At 72.1% G+C, this 17092-nt stretch carries 14 protein-coding genes; 9 read left to right on the forward strand and 5 right to left on the reverse strand.

Annotation, left to right across the window (positions count from 1 at the left end; genetic code table 11):
- Window positions 1-46: 46 nt before the first annotated feature.
- Together AAIB33_RS02000 and AAIB33_RS02005 are read right to left on the reverse strand one after the other, a co-directional pair.
- Window positions 47-1357, reverse strand: a complete 1311-nt coding sequence (locus AAIB33_RS02000) for an O-antigen ligase family protein (protein ID WP_345801901.1) — start codon at window positions 1355-1357, stop codon at window positions 47-49.
- A gap of 25 nt (window positions 1358-1382) precedes the next feature.
- On the reverse strand, window positions 1383-2786 hold the full coding sequence (locus AAIB33_RS02005) for an O-antigen ligase family protein (RefSeq protein ID WP_345801902.1): 1404 nt from the start codon (window positions 2784-2786) through the stop codon (window positions 1383-1385).
- Between the two features lie 42 nt (window positions 2787-2828).
- Here AAIB33_RS02005 and manA point away from each other — a divergent pair, with 42 nt between their 5' ends.
- From manA to AAIB33_RS02025, 4 genes are all read left to right on the forward strand, one after another.
- Window positions 2829-4013 carry a mannose-6-phosphate isomerase, class I gene (manA, locus tag AAIB33_RS02010; RefSeq protein ID WP_345801903.1) on the forward strand — a complete coding sequence of 395 codons (1185 nt, stop codon included), beginning with the start codon at window positions 2829-2831 and terminating at the stop codon, window positions 4011-4013.
- Between the two features lie 226 nt (window positions 4014-4239).
- Window positions 4240-4566 (forward strand): WhiB family transcriptional regulator, encoded by a 327-nt coding sequence (locus tag AAIB33_RS02015; RefSeq protein WP_345801904.1) that lies wholly within the window; start codon window positions 4240-4242, stop codon window positions 4564-4566.
- Between the two features lie 80 nt (window positions 4567-4646).
- Complete coding sequence (locus AAIB33_RS02020) at window positions 4647-7490, forward strand: glycosyltransferase (protein WP_345801905.1); 2844 nt, start codon at window positions 4647-4649, stop codon at window positions 7488-7490.
- Window positions 7487-8884, forward strand: a complete 1398-nt coding sequence (locus tag AAIB33_RS02025) for a DUF5719 family protein (protein ID WP_345801906.1) — start codon at window positions 7487-7489, stop codon at window positions 8882-8884. The genes AAIB33_RS02020 and AAIB33_RS02025 overlap by 4 nt, the downstream gene beginning before the upstream one ends.
- A gap of 67 nt (window positions 8885-8951) precedes the next feature.
- Here the strand turns inward: AAIB33_RS02025 and AAIB33_RS02030 are convergent, their stop codons facing one another.
- On the reverse strand, window positions 8952-9392 hold the full coding sequence (locus tag AAIB33_RS02030) for a metallopeptidase family protein (protein WP_345801907.1): 441 nt from the start codon (window positions 9390-9392) through the stop codon (window positions 8952-8954).
- Window positions 9393-9493: 101 nt separating this feature from the next.
- Between AAIB33_RS02030 and AAIB33_RS02035 the strand changes: the two genes are divergently transcribed.
- Together AAIB33_RS02035 and ahcY are read left to right on the forward strand one after the other, a co-directional pair.
- The gene (locus tag AAIB33_RS02035) at window positions 9494-9700 is read left to right on the forward strand and encodes a DUF3499 family protein (protein ID WP_345801908.1); all 207 of its coding nucleotides are present in this window, start codon (window positions 9494-9496) and stop codon (window positions 9698-9700) included.
- A gap of 41 nt (window positions 9701-9741) precedes the next feature.
- Window positions 9742-11250 carry an adenosylhomocysteinase gene (gene ahcY, locus AAIB33_RS02040; RefSeq protein ID WP_345801909.1) on the forward strand — a complete coding sequence of 503 codons (1509 nt, stop codon included), beginning with the start codon at window positions 9742-9744 and terminating at the stop codon, window positions 11248-11250.
- Between the two features lie 123 nt (window positions 11251-11373).
- On the opposite strand, the gene AAIB33_RS02045 is transcribed toward ahcY, so the two are convergent.
- Window positions 11374-12222, reverse strand: a complete 849-nt coding sequence (locus AAIB33_RS02045) for an RDD family protein (protein WP_345801910.1) — start codon at window positions 12220-12222, stop codon at window positions 11374-11376.
- A 16-nt stretch (window positions 12223-12238) separates the two neighbouring features.
- Between AAIB33_RS02045 and AAIB33_RS02050 the strand changes: the two genes are divergently transcribed.
- The 3 genes from AAIB33_RS02050 to katG are packed head-to-tail and all read left to right on the forward strand — an operon-like array spanning window position 12239 to window position 16029.
- The gene (locus AAIB33_RS02050) at window positions 12239-13234 is read left to right on the forward strand and encodes a stage II sporulation protein M (protein ID WP_345801911.1); all 996 of its coding nucleotides are present in this window, start codon (window positions 12239-12241) and stop codon (window positions 13232-13234) included.
- Between the two features lie 50 nt (window positions 13235-13284).
- Entirely contained in the window at window positions 13285-13719 is a 435-nt protein-coding gene (locus AAIB33_RS02055; RefSeq protein WP_345801912.1) for a Fur family transcriptional regulator, read from the forward strand.
- Window positions 13720-13761: 42 nt separating this feature from the next.
- Entirely contained in the window at window positions 13762-16029 is a 2268-nt protein-coding gene (katG, locus tag AAIB33_RS02060) for a catalase/peroxidase HPI (protein WP_345801913.1), read from the forward strand.
- Between the two features lie 55 nt (window positions 16030-16084).
- On the opposite strand, the gene AAIB33_RS02065 is transcribed toward katG, so the two are convergent.
- Window positions 16085-16945, reverse strand: a complete 861-nt coding sequence (locus tag AAIB33_RS02065; RefSeq protein ID WP_345801914.1) for an aquaporin — start codon at window positions 16943-16945, stop codon at window positions 16085-16087.
- Between the last annotated feature and the right edge of the window lie 147 nt (window positions 16946-17092).

A 17092-nucleotide genomic window follows, 5' to 3' on the forward strand; every position in this document is an offset into this window, starting at 1 on the left:
CTGCCCGTCTCGGCGGACCCTGGCAGACGACACCGAGCGCGGCACCTTACCCCCGCAGTCCGCCGTCGTGCGGCAGCTCCGACCCGTCCGGGGCATCCATCCGCTCCCGCCAGGACCGGGACTGGCCGGCCCGCACGGCGCACAGCACGAGGAGCAGCCACCCGAGCCCGGAGAGCGTGAAGCTCTCGAACATGGAGTCGACCAGGAGGGCGACGAGGATGAGGGGCGTCCAGGCGTAGATGATCGAGCGGCGCTCGCTCGCGACGAGCCACGCGCGCACGAAGGCGAAGCCGCACAGCAGCAGGAAGAGGAGCAGGCCGACCCAGCCGAGCTGCAGGAGCACGTCGAAGTAGGCGTTGAGCGCCGAGGCGTGGGTCTGGCCGGACTGGAAGTTGATGGCGATGAACGGGATCTCGCTCGGCGCCCACGGCCCGAACCAGCCCCAGCCCTGCACCGGCCGCATGCGCACGTAGTTGAGGAGGTTGGCCCACAGCGTCGCGCGCGTGGAGAAGTCACTGCCGGCGCCGAGCCACGCGATGATCTGGTGGCGCGCGAGGTACGCGGCGCCGATCCCGACGATGAGCACGCCGCCGAACACCCACTGCAGCGCAGGGCGGCGATCGGGGGAGGTGTGGCGCACGAGGCCGAGGGCGGCGGCCGCGACGGCGACCGCGGCGGCGAGGACGACGACCGTGGGGGAGTCCGACAGCACGGCCATGACTCCGCCCAGTACAACCGAGAAGAGTGACAGGCCGGCCCGCACGGACTGCGTGCGGTACTCGATGAGGAAGGTGATGAGCGCGAGCACGGCGGCGAAGCCGAGGAGGTTCCTCGTGCCGAAGATGCCCTGGATGGGTCCGAACTCCGCGATCCGACCCTCGATGCCGAGGAACCGCAGCGGCATGTCGAGCAGGATGCCGGACAGGACCTCGAGTCCGAGCGAGATCGAGAGCAGCACGCGCATGACATCGCCCAACGCCCGCACGGTCTGCAGCGTGTCGCGCACGTGCCCGATCGTCACTGCGAGGAGGGCCACGCCGGCGAGCGACACCCACCCCCAGAAGCTCCGCGTCGCGTCGGTGCTCCAGAAGATGCTCGCGAACGTCCAGCCGATGAAGAGCACGAGCGTCGTCGGCACGAGCCGCACGAGAGAGATCTCGCGGCGCCGGGCCACCAGCATCCCGACCGCGAAGACGCACAGCCCCGTGAGGATGGTGGCGTACGTGACCCGGCCCGCGATCCGCTCGATCGCGACCGCGCCGAACACGGCGCCGAAGACGGTGAGCGTGAAGGCGCGCGCGAGCGCCGCGGAGGCGAGGATGCCGGCGACTCCGCGCGCCGGCGGCTCGCCCGTCATCGCACCTGCTTCGACACGGCGCCCGTCACTGCGCCTGCTTCGTCAGCTCGCCGCGCTCGATCGCCAGGGTCTGCTCGGCCGGTCCGACGCCGATGTGCGGCGACTGCTTGATCTTGAAGCCGAACATCACGACGAACATCCAGCCCCACAGGAGCAGGGGGCTGGACTCCTGGAGTCCCTGGACGAGGAGGATCGCGCCGACGAGCGTCGGCAGCAGCGAGAGTGCTGAGTACGGCCGGTCGTCGCGCAGATCCCAGCGCGGTCGGTCGACGGCGAAGAACCACGCCCGCCACACGAACGCGAGGTACGTGAGCGCCATGAGGAAGACGCCGATGATCCCGAGCTGCAGGTACACGTCGACCCACATGTTGTGCGCCTGCATGACCGTCTGGCCGTGGTCGATGATCCAGCCGTCGAAGGCGGGGTCGCTCGGATTCCACGGCGTCGCGAAGCCCCAGCCGACCCAGGGTCGCTCGTTCGCCTTGGCGAGCACCTGCTCCCAGATGCCCTCGCGCCCCGTGAAGTCGGAGTCGCGCCCGACGAGCGCGAAGAGCTGCTCGCGCAGCAGCCACAGGGTCACGAGCCCGCCCACGCCGACGACGGCGTACCCGATGTAATACGGCGTGCGCTCGCCGGGCCGCTTCGTGCGCCGCATGAGCAGAACGGTCGCGAGGACGACGACCACGGCCGCCCCCTCGGCGTACGACGTCGCCGACCCCGCGCGGATCATCAGATACCCGGCGAGGACGATCCAGAGGTACAGCGGCACACGTCGCGGGGCGCCCGAGGCGAGCCGGATGGCGAACACGATGATCGCGAGGAGGCACAGCGGCCCGAGCAGGTTGGAGTTGCCGACGATGCCCTGGATGCGTCCGCCGTCGATGAGGTTGTTGCGCGACCAGTACACGATCGGGTCGACATGGCCCTCGGGGAGGGGGGCGAAGCCGGGCATGACGGGATGCTGGATGACGAGCGACACGAACAGCTCGAACGCGAGCGACAGGGCGAGCACCCACTTGAGCGTCGACGCGATGGCGCGCACCAGCTCCCGCCAGGTCAGCACGCTGCCGACGAAGAGCGCCTGCAGGGTTGTCAGGAAGAGCAGCAGCAGCGTGAGCGCGGTCGTCTGCGGCCACGCCGACCAGAAGATCGAGAGCGTCGCCCAGGCCACGTAGGCGAGCGCGAACTCGGGGAGGCGCCGCCACTGCACGGGCGGGCGGATGACGAACCACAGCCCGAGCGAGAGCAGCCCGCTCGCGATCGCGATGATCGCCGCCGGCAGCTGCCCGAACGCGTGGACGAGCGCGGTCCCGGCGAGCGCCGTGAACAGCACGAAGATGCACCACGCGCGCATCATGAGGTGCCCCGTCGTCTCACGAGCAGGGGCCTCCGGCGGCGCCGACGCCGGGTGCTTCGAGTGGACCGCCATCGTGGAATCAGGGTACCCCGGGCCCGCGGCTAGGCTGAGGACATGCTGGCCCCCCTGGTGAACGAGCCGCGCGACTACGCCTGGGGGTCCACGACCCTCATCGCCGAATTGGAGGGCCGCGCGCCCACCGGGCGCCCCGAGGCCGAGGTCTGGTACGGCGACCACCCGGGCGATCCCGCCGTGGTCCCCGACGGCCGCTCCCTGGGCGAGTGGCTCTCGAGCGACGCCGCCGGCACCGGTGCGCCGCAGCGCCTCCCCTATCTGCTCAAGGTGCTGGCGGCCGCATCCCCCCTCTCGATCCAAGCGCATCCGTCCAAGCGTCAGGCGGAGCAGGGCTTCGCCCGGGAAGAGGATGCCGGCCTGCCGCGCGATGCCGCCGAGCGCACGTATCGCGACGACAACCACAAGCCCGAGCTCATCGTCGCGGTGAGCGACACGTTCACCGCGCTCGCCGGCCTCCGCGACCTCGAGACCACGAAGCGCCTCGTCGCGAGCCTCGGGCCGGCTGCCGAGCCGCTTCTCGGGCATCTTTCCGGGATGGATGCGTCGACGGGGCTCAGCACGAGTGCCCCGGACGCCCTGCGCGGCACGATCGCGTGGCTGCTCTCGGGCACGGCGCAGCACGACGTCGACGCGATCGTCGCGGCGGCCGCAGACGCCGACGCCACGGAGTTCCGCGCGGAGCTCGATCTCGTGCGCCACCTGAACGATGTCTACCCGGGCGACCCGGGGGTCGTCGTCGCGCTCCTCATGAACCTCGTCGTGCTGCAACGCGGCGAGGCCGTCTTCGTGCCCGCCGGCGTGCTCCACGCCTACGTGGCCGGCCTCGGCGTCGAGCTCATGGCCGCGAGCGACAACGTGCTGCGCGGTGGCCTGACCCCCAAGCACATCGACGTCGCCGAGCTCCTCGACGTGCTCGACCCGACGCCAGGGCCTCCGCCCGTGCTGCGTCCGACGGAGGCCGGGGGAGTCGAGCGGTTCGCGGGTCCGGGCATCTCCGACTTCGCGCTGCTGCACGCCCGTGTCTCGGCCGACGCTTCGGCGGAGATCGCGCTCGACGGTGTCGCGATCGCGATCGTCACGTCGGGTCAGCTCGAGGTCGTGGGCGTGTCCTCCGGTGAGCACGCGACGCTCATCCCCGGTGTGGGGGTGCTCGTGACGCCCGACGAGGGCTCGCTGCGTGCGACGGGCGAGGGCGACCTCTTCCTCGCCGTTCCGGGGCGCTGAGTCCGGCCGCGCACCGACGCGGAACCGGGTCCCGGCTGTGGGGAGACCCGGTGCCCGCTCGACGTGCGCCCTGCGATACCCGAATGCAACACGCCGACGGCGCGTCGTGAACCCTCAACCGCGGGCTGAGGCTTTATGGTTCGCGACTTGACCGGGGCGAATTACACGGGTGTAATTGCTCGTACACGCGAACCGGCGTGGGGGGTAGAGCAGGTGGGAGAACGAGATGACGGTTTCGAATTACCGTTCAGGCGTTCCCGACAATTGGTTCGTCGATCCGGTCAATCTGGGCGTTCCAGGGGTGCGTCGTCCCGTCGAGGGCGAAGACGACAACCCTCTGTCCTGGCAGACCGATGCGCTCTGTGCGCAGACAGATCCCGAGGCCTTCTTCCCGGAGAAGGGAGGCTCGACGCGTGACGCGAAGCGCATCTGCACTTCGTGCGACGTCCGCGGCGAGTGCCTCGAATACGCGCTCCAGAACGATGAGCGCTTCGGGATCTGGGGCGGCCTGAGCGAGCGCGAACGGCGCAAGCTCAAGCGCCGCGCCGGCTGATCGGGGCAACATCCGCGATCCGGGCCACGCGGCGCGTGAGCCCGGAACCGCGGATGCCTCGCGCCTAGGCTGACCACGTCATGCCCAGCCGAGTACACGCGATCCTCGTCGTGCGCCCCGATGGGCGCGCGCCTGCCGCATTCCATCTGCGCAGGACTCTGGCAGCGCTGCACGCGCAGTCCCGGACGGTCGATGCGCTGACCATCGTGGTCTGCGGTGACGAGCCGATGGTGGCTGAGGCCGCAGCATCCGCTCCCGCCGAATCCGTCATCACCGCCCCGGCGCGCACCCGCTTCGCAGAGGCGACCGCGATCGCGAGCCGGCGCCTCAACGACGCCGATGCCGTGTGGCTCCTCGCGCAGGACACGACCCCCGAGCCGGACGCGCTCAGCCGCCTCACGGCGGCGCTCGAGGTCGCGCCGTCGGTCGCGTTCGTCGCACCGAAGCTCGTGCGTGCCGACGACCGGTCGACGATCGTGTCGCTGGGCGTGAGCGTCACGCGGTTCGGCCGCACCGCCGGGCTCGCCGACGGCGAGCTCGATCAGGGGCAGCACGACATCCGCGAGGACGTCCTGGGCGCCGACATCCGCGGCGTCCTCGTGCGCACGGCGGCCTGGGAGCAGCTCGGCGGCATCGACCGCGCACTCGCGGGCGCCGACGAGGGGCTCGATCTCGGCATCCGGGCGCGTCTCGCGGGTTCCCGCGTGACCCTGGTGCCGACGGCACTCGTGGCGGTCTCCGGCGACGGCGTCGCGGGCCCGGCCCTGCCGATCTCCGCCGGCCGCCGCGTGCAGGCGGCGATCGCCGCCCGCACGGCGCAGCTGCACCGCCGTCTCGCGTACGCGCATCCCGCGGCGCTGCCCTTCCTCTGGCTCGCACTGCTTCCCCTCGCGGCCTGGCGCACGCTCGTGCTGCTCGTCGGCAAGCAGCCGGGCCTCATCGGCCCGGAATGGGCGGCGTCGGCCGTGGCGCTCGTGCGAGTTGGGGCCATCGCGCGCTCGCGCGCCCGCATCCGCCACGCCCGCACGACCTCCTGGGCGCAGCTCGCCCCCCTGCGGGTGACCCGGTCGGAGCTGCGCGAACGGCTCGACAGCGGCCCCGAGGTGCTCGGCGAGGTGCAGCGCGGCGAGCTGCGGTTCTTCTCGGGCGGCGGCGCGTGGCTCGTGCTCGCGGCGCTCGTCGCGTCGGTCGTCGCCTTCCCGGCGCTGCTGGCGGCACCCGTGCTGGGCGGCGGGGCGCTCCAGCCCCTGCGGTCCACGGTCGCGCAGCTGTGGACGGATGCCGCCTGGGGCACGCGCGCGCTGGGCCTCGACACCGACGGGCCCGCCGACCCCTTCGCCTCCGTCGTCGCCGTCATCGGCTCCCTCTGGCCCGCCGAGCCGTCGCGCGCACTCGTCATCCTGTGGGTGCTCGCGCTTCCGCTCGCGGCGCTCGGCGGCTGGTTCGCGGCGACCCGCGTCACGGATCGATCGGTGCTCCGCATCACGGGCGGCGCCGTGTGGGCGCTCGCCCCCACGTTCCTCGCCGCCCTCGTCGAGGGACGCCCGACCGCCGTCATCGCGCACCTCCTGCTGCCGTGGCTCTTCTACGCGGGGTCCGTCGCCCACCGGTCGTGGGTCGCGGCGGGCGCGGCATCCCTCCTCTTCGCGGGTGTCGTGGCGTGCGCGCCCTCACTCGCGCCCGCTCTCGTGGTGCTCTGGGTCCTCGCGCTCGGCTTGACGATCGCGCGCCGTGCCGGGCGCGGCGTCGGGCAGCTCGTGTGGGTCGTGATCCCCGCCGCGGCGCTCGCGGCGCCCCTCGTGTGGCACCAGCTCGGCGTCGGCAATCCGTGGAGCCTCGTGGCCGACCCCGGCGTGCCGTGGGCGGGCCCGCAGGTGGCCCCCGATGCGGCGGGGCGCGCCCTGCTCGCGGCGGGCTTCCCGACGACCGATCCGGGCGGCTGGGGCGCGTTCCTCGGCGGCGCCCCGACGTGGTGGGTGCCGCTGCTGGCTGCACCGATCGCCGTCCTCGCGCTCGTCGCGCCCGTCACGCAGCGCTGGGTCGCCGGCGTCGTCCTCCTCATCGTCGCCGCCTCCGGCATCGCGACGGCCTTCGCCGCCGCCGCGATCGCCGTCTCGTTCGCGCAGTCGCAGGCCGTGTCGGTCTGGCCCGGCGCGGGCGTGAGCCTCGCCTGGCTCGGCGCGCTCGGGGGCGCGCTCGTCGCACTCGACTCCGGCCTCGCGCCCCGCCTCGCCGCGGCGCGCGGCGCCGCCGCGGCACTCGTCATGGTCGCGATCGCCGTGCTCGCGGTGCCCGCCCTCACGGCATCCGCCCGAGGAGCGACGTTCCTGACGAACGGTCCCGCGAGCACGCTTCCGGCCTACGTCGCGGCGGAGGGCCGCGACGATCCCGATGTCGGCACGCTCGTCCTGACGCCCCAGAACCAGGGCGGCGTCGCGACGGCCGTCGTGTGGGGCGGCAGCGAGACGCTCGGCGGCCAGACGACGATCGTGTCGACGCGCACGGAGGCGTCGGCCGAGGACCGCGCGCTCGCGAACCTCGCCGCCGACCTCGTCACCGCATCGGCGGGGGATGCCATCACCGAGGCGGCCTCGGAGGGGATCGAGTTCGTCCTGCTCGCGCCCGCCGCCGACCCCGAGTCCGACGCGGCGCGCTCCTTCCGCCTCTCGGCGCAGACGGCGCTCGACCAGCGCGACGGCCTCGACGCCGTCGGCACCACGCCGAAGGGCGCGCTGTGGCGGGTCACCGTGGACACCGCCCCTCGCCCCGTCGCATCCGATGCGGAGCTCACGCGCTGGATCGCGTTCGGCCAGCTCGCCGTCGTCGCGATCGCCCTGCTCCTCGCGATCCCGACCGTCGCGGCCCGTCGTGCGGCGCAGCGCACGCCGCGGGTCGTCGGCCACTACTGGCAGGAGGGACGATGACCGATCGCCGCACCTTCCGCTGGGCGACCACGGGGGCTCGCGTGCTCTCCGGCACCCTCGTCGCGGCCGCTTTCGTCGTCGCGGTCGTCACCGCCGTCGCCCTGCCGTGGCCGACGCTCGCCCGCGAACCCGTCCAGGTCACCGCGACGCCGGCGCCGGAGGCGAGCGTGCTCACGTGCGCGGGATCCCTCCTCGCCCTCGGCCGCGACGCGGCGGCCGCCGACGCGGTGACCGCGGCGGCGCCGCAGGTGCTCACGGCGGGCGTCCGCGAGGGGTCGCCGCCACCGTCCGAGTCGACGCTCACGAGCGACGTCGCGGATTCCGTCGCCTCGGTCTTCGTCGCCGAGCCGCAGGGGCGCACGCGCACTGATGTCGCGGCATCCGGATCCGTCACCATCGCCGACGAGGACCTCTCCGGGTTCGCCGCCTCCGCCTGCCGCCCGCCGCTCATGGAGTCGTGGCTCGTCGGCGGGTCCACGTCCACCGGCTCGTCGGGCATCGTCGTGATCGGAAACCCCGGCGTCGTCGCGGCGACCGTCGAGCTCACGGTGTACGGCACGAACGGTCCCGTCGTGCCGCCGGGCGGACAGCTCGTCGTGGCGGCGGGCGCCCAGCGCGTCGTGACGCTCGCGGGACTCGCCCTCGGCGAGGACAGCCCCGTCATCCGCGTCTCCGCGACGGGGGCGCCGGTCACGGCCTCGCTGCAGGCGAGCATCACGCGCACCCTCGTGCCGGGCGGCGTGGATCAGATCGGCGCGATCCAGGCTCCCGAACCGCACCTCTACATCCCGGGCGTGTCGGTCGTCGACACGGGGGGAGGGGGAGCGGATGCCTCGACGGCGCTGCGTCTCCTCTCGCCGTCGTCCGACACGACCGCGACGGTCACGGTGACCCCGACCGGTCAGCCCGATCCCGGTCAGCCGCTGAGCGTCACGCTCGCCGCGGGCAAGCCGCTCGATCTCGATCTCGGCGGTCTCACGCCGCGCGAGTACACCGTGCGCGTGGATGCCGCGGCACCCGTGCTCGGCGCGGTGTGGCAGACCACGGGGTTCGACGAGGGCGCCGACTTCGCCTGGTACACGCCCGCGCCCGGGATCACCGTGCCGAGCCTCTTCGCGACGCCCGCCGGACCCTCGCCGGCCGTGACGGTCGTCAACCCCACGGACAAGGACGTCTCGGTGGCGGTCGACGCCGTCGACGGGTCCAGCTCGACGACGGTGACGATCCCCGCCGAGCGCTCCGCCCGCTTCAGCCTGCGCTCGCGCACCGTCTACGCCCTGGAGGCCGACGGGGCGGTGCGGGCGGGAGTCTCGCTCACGGGCGTCGGCGCGCTCGCCGGCTATCCCGTGTGGTCCGCGGACACGGCGGCGGAGCCGATCGTCGTCTACCCCTAGAAGCCCCGGCCACACCGGCCGGGCGCCTCAGACGCCGGTCCGGCGCCTCAGAGGCTCGTCGGGCGTCTCAGAAGTACCGGAAGCGCTCCGGCCCCAGGTCCCACGGGTCGCGGTCGAGGTACTCGGCAGCGGCGCGGAAGACGGCGCCCTCGATCATCATGCGGCGGTGCGCATCGTCGTTGCGGTGCAGGTGACTCAGCCGCTCGATCGGGAGGCGGTAGAGGATGATTCGCTTCTCCTGCGAAAGCACGTGCCATCGGGGGATGCCGTCCTCGTCGGTGGCGGCGGGCATGTCGGCGATCTCGAAGCTGACGTCGCGCAGCTCCTCCCACGCCGAACGCAGGAACTCCGCCGTCGTGCCCACCGCGAGATCGAAGCGGTCGACGCGCGTATCGAGCGGGGGGAGAGGCGGCCTGACGACGGGGCTGCGGCCCTCTCGGCCGTGCCGTCCGTGCCGCGCCGGGCGCCGGGCCCTGCGCGCAGCCTCCCTCGACCTCCGCCACGCCATGCGTCCATCCTAGGGACGGCCGGGACGGGTCAGACCGTTTGCCGTGGGCGGCGGCGCGGCATCCCGAATCGTGTCGGAGGGCGGCACTAGGGTCGACACCGATGCGCGACAGACTCTGCTCCAAGGTGGGATGCGCCCGCGAGGCGGTGTCGACCCTCACGTACGACTACGGCGACCAGATGGCCGCGGTCGGGCCGCTCGGCGCCGACGGCGACCCGCACGCACACGACCTGTGCGCGATCCACACCGATCGGCTCTCCGTGCCGAAGGGCTGGGTCGTCGTGCGGCACGAGACGCTTCGGGTCTGACACCCGCCGGACTCCCGGCATCGCCATGGGAGAATGGGCGGATGCCGACCTCCACGCCTGCCGCCACGTCCGCCGCGCCCGTCGCGGAGCGTCCGCCGGTCTCCGAGCCCGCCGGAGGGTTCGACGTCGCCGACCTCTCGCTCGCTGAGGCGGGACGACACCAGATCCGCCTCGCCGAGAACGAGATGCCGGGCCTCATGGCGCTCCGCGAGGAGTTCGGCCCGACGCAGCCGCTCGCGGGCGCGCGCATCGCGGGTTCGCTGCACATGACGGTGCAGACGGCCGTGCTCATCGAGACTCTCGTCGCGCTCGGCGCGCAGGTGCGCTGGGCCAGCTGCAACATCTTCTCGACGCAGGACGAGGCGGCCGCGGCGATCGCCGTCGGCCCGACCGGCACCGCCGAATCGCCCGCGGGCGTCCCGGTCTTCGCCTGGAAGGGCGAGACCCTCGAGGAGTACTGGCGCTGCACCGACCGGATCTTCGACTGGTCGGCCGAAGGCTTCGACGGCCCCAACCTCATCCTCGACGACGGCGGCGACGCGACCCTGCTCGTGCACAAGGGCGTCGAGTTCGAGAAGGCCGGTCAGGTTCCGGATGCCGAGGCCGGCGCGTCGGAGGAGTACCGCATCATCCTCGACACGCTGCGCGCGAGCGTCGCGCGCGACCCGCAGCGCTTCACGCGGATCGCCGCGGAGCTCATCGGAGTCACCGAGGAGACGACGACCGGCGTCCACCGCCTGTACGAGCTCGCGGCCTCCGACCAGCTGCTGTTCCCCGCGATCAACGTCAACGACTCCGTCACCAAGTCGAAGTTCGACAACACCTACGGCATCCGCCACTCGCTGCCCGACGGCATCAACCGCGCGACCGACGTGCTCATCGGCGGCAAGGTCGCGTTCGTCGCGGGCTACGGCGACGTCGGCAAGGGCTCGGCCGAGGCCCTGCGCGGCCAGGGCGCGCGGGTCATCGTCGGCGAGGTCGACCCCATCTGCGCGCTCCAGGCCGCGATGGACGGCTTCCAGGTCGCGCGCCTCGACGACGTGATCGACCAGGTCGACCTCGTCATCACCGGCACGGGCAACACTCGGGTCGTGACGCCGGAGCACATCCTCGGTCTCAAGCACCTCGCGATCGTCGGCAACGTCGGCCACTTCGACGACGAGATCGACATGGCGGGCCTCGCCGCGATCCCGGGTGTGGAGAAGATCGAGATCAAGCCCCAGGTGCACGAGTGGCGTCTGCCGAACGGCCGCAGCGTCCTGGTCCTCTCCGAGGGGCGCCTCATGAACCTCGGCAACGCCACGGGGCATCCCTCCTTCGTCATGAGCGCGTCGTTCTCCAACCAGGTGCTTGCACAGCTCGAGCTCTACACGAAGCGCGAGGACTACCCGATCGGCGTCTACACCCTGCCGAAGTCGCTCGACGAGAAGGTCGCGCGCCTGCACCTCGCCGCGCTCGGCGTGCAGCTCACCACCCTCACCGACGAGCAGTCGGCGTACCTCGGCATCCCCGTCGAGGGCCCGTACAAGCTCGACCACTACCGCTACTGAGGTCGCAGCCCTTCGACCCGGCGGAACGCGAACCCACACTTCTTTCCCGAACCCACGCTCGGCGCACGCACGCCGCGTGTGGGTTCGTGCGGGGAATGTGGGTTCGCGGCGCGTGAGCCTGCGTCAGCGCTGGGGGAAGCCCCGCGGCGCGCCGGACACCCCGGTCGTGAGCGAGGCGACACGCTGCGCCTCGAGGCCCAGCGCGCGCAGCTCCCGGTCGCGGCGCACGGCGACGACGGCGCGCAGCATCGTCTCGGGGTCGACGGCCGGTACGGGCGATACGAAGGCGCGCACTTCAGAGGCGAGGGATGCCGCGGTCCGCAGTCGCGCGGACGGCTCGAGTCCGTCGGCGTGCGACACGAACTGCGCCGTGCGGCGCGCGAGGCGGTCGGGGAGGCGTCCCACGTCGGCGATGGCGGCCCAGTGCAGCAGCTGCGGCGGGACGCCGGGCGCCGCGGCGGGGAGGGCCGGCGTGCGGGTGCGCTCGGAGTAGGTGCCGGCCATGAGGTCGCCGAGCCGCTGCGATCGGGGCGTGAAGGCCCCCACGACGGCAGCGACCGCGCCCGCCGTGAACCAGATCTCGAACACGCCCACGAGCGCGCGCACGAACGACTGGCGGAAGCCCGACGCGCCGCCGTCGGCGCGCACGATGCGCCCGCCGACGGCGAGCTTGCCGAGGCTGCGGCCGCGGGTCGCGGTCTCGACGACCGTCGGCAGCACGACCGTGACGGTGACGAGCGCCACGATCGTGATGATCGGCAGGGCTGCGGCATCCACGATCCCCTGGCCGATGAGCCACGACGAGACGAGTGCGAACAGGATGAAGAGGGCGATCGCGATCGCGACGTCGATGATGCAGCCCAGAGCGCGCAGGAAGTAGCCGATCGGCTGCACGTCCAGCGCGACGGCCTCGCCCGTGAGGATCTCGTCCTGACGGATGTCGACGACCGTCGGGGCGGGTGCATCGGCCATGCGTAGAGTATGGCAAATGGACCTCGACGCCCTCAGCGCAGCCAGGCGCGCGGAGTGGGACCGGCTCGACGAGCTGAGCCGCTCCCGGTCGCTGTCGGGCGCCGAGGTCGACGAGCTCGTGACGCGCTACCGCGCGGCATCCGCCGATCTGGCCGACATCAAGACCTCCGCGGGCCGCACCCCGCAGGGCGACCACGTCTCGACGATGCTCGCGCGGGCGCGGCTGCGGCTGACGGGCGGACAGGAGAACGCGCTGCGCCAGATCCCGCGCTTCTTCGCCCTGCAGCTCCCCGCGGCGCTGTACCGCGTGCGCTGGACCGTGCTCGTCATCGCGGTGTCGTTCGTCGCCGTGGTCGCCGTCGTCGCGTTCTGGGTCTCGGGAGATCCTGCGCTGATCGCCACGCTCGGCAGCGACGCCCAGCTGTCGTACTACGCCGAGCACCAGTTCACCGAGTACTACAGCGAGAACCCGGCCGCCGTGTTCGCCGGCACCGTGTGGACCAACAACGCGTGGATCGCCGCGCAGTGCGTGCTCTTCGGCATCACGGGCATCTGGCCCCTCATGGTGCTCGTGCAGAACGCGGTCGGCGTCGGCATCGCGGCGGCCGTCATGATCGCGTTCGGGCGGGGCGACGTCTTCCTGCTGTTCATCCTTCCGCACGGGATGCTCGAGATGACCAGCATCTTCGTCGCCGGTGCGGCCGGGCTGCACATCTTCTGGGCGTGGGTCGCGCCGGGACGCCGGTCGCGCGGGGAGTCGCTCGCGGCGGCGGGGCGCTCGCTCGCGACGATCGCGATCGGGCTCATCATCGCGCTCGCCGTCTCGGGCGCGATCGAGGGGTTCGTCACGGCTCAGCCCTGGCCGTGGCCGATCAAGATCGGCATCGGCGCGGCGGCGCTCGCCGCGTTCCTGGTCTACATGCTCGTCGTCGGCCGACGCGCACATCGCCTCGGCGAGACGGGTGACCTGACGGAGTTCGAGACCGGCACGCCGACGCTCGTGGCGGGCTGAGCGCAGCATCCACTTTTTTGAGTTGTTCAAAACAACGCTAGACTGAGGGCATGACCTCGCCGGCACCTCTCGACGCGGCCGAGCGCATCCGGGCCGCGGGGCTGCGAGTCACGGATTCCCGCCGCGCCGTCATCGAGGCCCTCGACGCGCGGGCCCACGCGAGCGCCGAGGAGCTGTTCGCCGTCGTCGCGCAGTCCGTGCCGAGCACGAGCCTGCAGTCCGTCTACAACGCCCTCACCGACTTCGTGGATGCGGGACTCGTGCGCCGGATCGAGCCCGCGGGCCGTCCCGGCCTCTTCGAGCTGCGCGTCGACGACAATCACCACCACCTCGTGTGCTCCGTGTGCGGGGAGGTGCAGGACGTCGACTGCGTCGTCGGCGCTCCTCCCTGCCTCATGCCGGGCGACACGCACGGGTTCACGGTGCAGGTCGCCGAGGTCACCTTCTGGGGCGTCTGCGCATCGTGCGCGGCATCCCGGTCCTGAGTCTTCTCCTCAGCCCCCGTCCACCCTCCAGGAAGGCATTCCATGTCCCATCACGACGCCCTCGCGACCGGAATCGGCGGTGAGACCGAGACCGATCAGTCCGTCACCGTGACCGACGAGCCTCAGTCCGCCGGCGCCTGTCCCGTCGTCCACACGGCCCAGCCGCACCCCACCGCGGGCTCGGCGAACCGGGTGTGGTGGCCCAACCAGCTGAACCTCAAGATCCTCGCGAAGAACCCCGCCGTCGCGAACCCGCTCGGTGAGGACTTCGACTACCGGGCGGCCTTCCAGGCGCTCGACCTCGCGGCCGTGAAGAAGGACATCGCCGAGGTGCTCACGACGTCGCAGGACTGGTGGCCCGCCGACTTCGGCCACTACGGTCCGCTCGTCATCCGCATGGCGTGGCACTCGGCCGGCACCTACCGCGTGACCGACGGCCGCGGCGGCGGCGGCGCGGGGCAGCAGCGGTTCGCCCCGCTCAACAGCTGGCCCGACAACGTCAACCTCGACAAGGCGCGCCGCCTGCTGTGGCCGGTGAAGAAGAAGTACGGCCAGTCGATCTCGTGGGCCGACCTCATGATCCTGGCGGGCAACGTCGCGCTGGAGTCGATGGGCTTCAAGACGTTCGGCTTCGCCGGCGGACGCCCCGACGTGTGGGAGCCGGACGACGACGTGTACTGGGGTCCCGAGACGACGTGGCTCGGCGACGAGCGCTACTCGGGCTACCGGGAGCTGGAGAAGCCTCTCGCGGCGGTGCAGATGGGCCTCATCTACGTCAACCCGGAGGGCCCGAACGGCACTCCCGACCCGCTGCTCGCGGCGCACGACATCCGCGAGACGTTCTCGCGCATGGCGATGAACGACGAGGAGACCGTCGCGCTCATCGCGGGCGGGCACACCTTCGGCAAGACGCACGGCGCGGCATCCGACGCGAACGTGGGCGACAACCCCGAAGCGGCCTCGATCGAGCAGCAGGGCCTCGGCTGGGCGAACGCGCACGGCACGGGCAAGGGCGACGACACGATCACGTCGGGGCTCGAGGTCACCTGGACCTATCATCCGACCCGCTGGGACAACGAGTTCTTCCACATCCTCTACGCCTACGAGTGGGAGCTCTTCCAGAGCCCCGCCGGCGCGCACCAGTGGCGTCCCGCCAACGGCGCCGGCTCCGACATGGTGCCGCTCGCGCACTCCGAGGGCCGTCGCGAGCCGCGCATGCTCACGACCGACCTCGCGCTGCGCTTCGACCCCGCGTACGGCGAGATCTCGCAGCGTTTCGCGAAGGATCCGGATGCCTTCGCCGACGCCTTCGCCCGCGCGTGGTTCAAGCTGACCCATCGCGACATGGGGCCGATCGCGCGCTACCTCGGGCCCGAGGTGCCGAGCGAGGAGCTCATCTGGCAGGACCCCGTTCCCGCGGTCGACCACGAGCTGATCGATGCCGCCGATGCCGTCGAGCTGAAGGCCCGCATCCTCGCCTCGGGCCTGACGGTCGCCGAGCTCGTCTCGACGACGTGGGCGGCGGCATCCTCGTTCCGGGGGAGCGACAAGCGCGGTGGCGTCAACGGCGCCCGCATCCGCCTGGCCCCGCAGAAGGACTTCGAGGTCAACAATCCCGTGCAGCTCGCCAAGGTGCTCGAGGTGCTCGAGCGCGTGCAGGCCGCCTTCAACGCCGACCGGACGGACGGCAAGAAGGTCTCCCTCGCCGACCTCATCGTGCTCGCGGGCAACGCGGCTGTCGAGAAGGCGGCACGGGATGCCGGTGTCGACGCCGAGGTGACCTTCCACCCCGGCCGCACCGACGCCTCGCAGGAGCAGACCGACGTCGAGTCGTTCCACTACCTCGAGCCGGTGGCCGACGGATTCCGCAACTACTACGGGGCGCTCGCGGAGCGTCCGGCCGAGTACCACCTGCTCGACCGTGCCAATCTGCTGACGCTCAGCGCGCCCGAGCTCACCGTGCTCGTCGGCGGACTGCGCGTCCTCGGCGCGAACTGGGACGGCTCGCCGTACGGCGTGTTCACCGAGCGGCCGGGCGTGCTCACGAACGACTTCTTCGTGAACCTCCTCGACCTCGGCACGACGTGGAAGCCCCTCGACCCGGGCTCGCACGCCTTCCTCGGCACGAAGGACGGCTCGGGCGAGCAGGTCGGGATCGGCACGCGTGCCGACCTCGTGTTCGGCTCGAACTCCGAGCTCCGCGCCCTCGCCGAGGTCTACGCCTCGGACGACGCGCGGGAGAAGTTCGTCCGCGACTTCGTGAAGGCGTGGGGGAAGGTCACGGAGCTCGACCGCTTCGACCTCGTCTGACCCATCATGAGAAGAGCCCCCGGCGCCGCGCGCCGGGGGCTCTTCGTCGTGGGGATCAGGCCTTGCGGGTGCCGTCGAACAGCGCCCGGTAGGCGAAGCCCGCGACGAGCGCTCCGAGGATCGGGAACACGATGAACACCCACAGCTGCGCGAGCGCGGTGCCACCGCCGTAGACGGCCGTCGCGATCGAACGCGCCGGGTTGACCGACGTGTTGTCGATCGGGATCGTCGCCAGGTGGATGAGCGTCAGCGTGAGACCGATCACGAGGCCGGCGAACGCCGGGTTGCCGCGCGTCGAGTGGGTCACGCCGAGGATCACGATGACGAAGAGCGCCGTGAAGAGCGTCTCGACGACGATGGCGCTGCCGAGGCCGAAGCCCCCGGGGGAGGCGGAGCCGAAGCCGTTGCTCGCGAAGCCGCCGTCCTGCGCCTTGCTGAGCCAGTTGTCGGGTCCGAAGAGCCCGATCAGCACGATGAGCGTCGTCGCGACGAGACCACCGATGACCTGGGCGATGATGTAGCCCACGACACCGCGCCACGGGAAGCGCCCGGCCGCGGCGAGGCCGAGCGTCACGGCCGGGTTGAAGTGGCCGCCCGAGATGGGGCCGAACGCGTACGCGCCGCCCACGACAGTGAGGCCGACGGCGAGCGAGACGCCGAGGAAGCCCACGCCGAGCGACGTGCCGTTGTCGCTCGCGCCGAAGTTGGCGGCGAACAGCGCCGTGCTGATGACACCCAGCACGAGGAGGAACGTGCCGAACGCCTCCGCCGTGAGGGTCGCGGCCGTCGACGGGGCCGTGGGCGTGTGGATGAGGGGCGTCGGCGGCACGGGCACATCCGGCTTCGGATCGGCCGACGACGGCGTGTGGTCGAGAGGAGTCGGCGTGACCGGCTCGTCGGGTCGCGGATCGCTCATGGCGTGTTCTCCTTCGCTCGCAGGCGGCAGAACCGCCGCCCGGCCGAGAGCCTAGAGCATGTTCAGCGAACTCACAGAGAAGCGGGTCGGACCGTCGGACATCCGGTGTCACAGGCGCCGTCGCCGAGCGTGGGCGAGGCGGGCGAG

It is taken from the genome of Microbacterium sp. AZCO, from assembly GCF_039614715.1.
Taxonomy (GTDB): Bacteria; Actinomycetota; Actinomycetes; order Actinomycetales; family Microbacteriaceae; genus Microbacterium.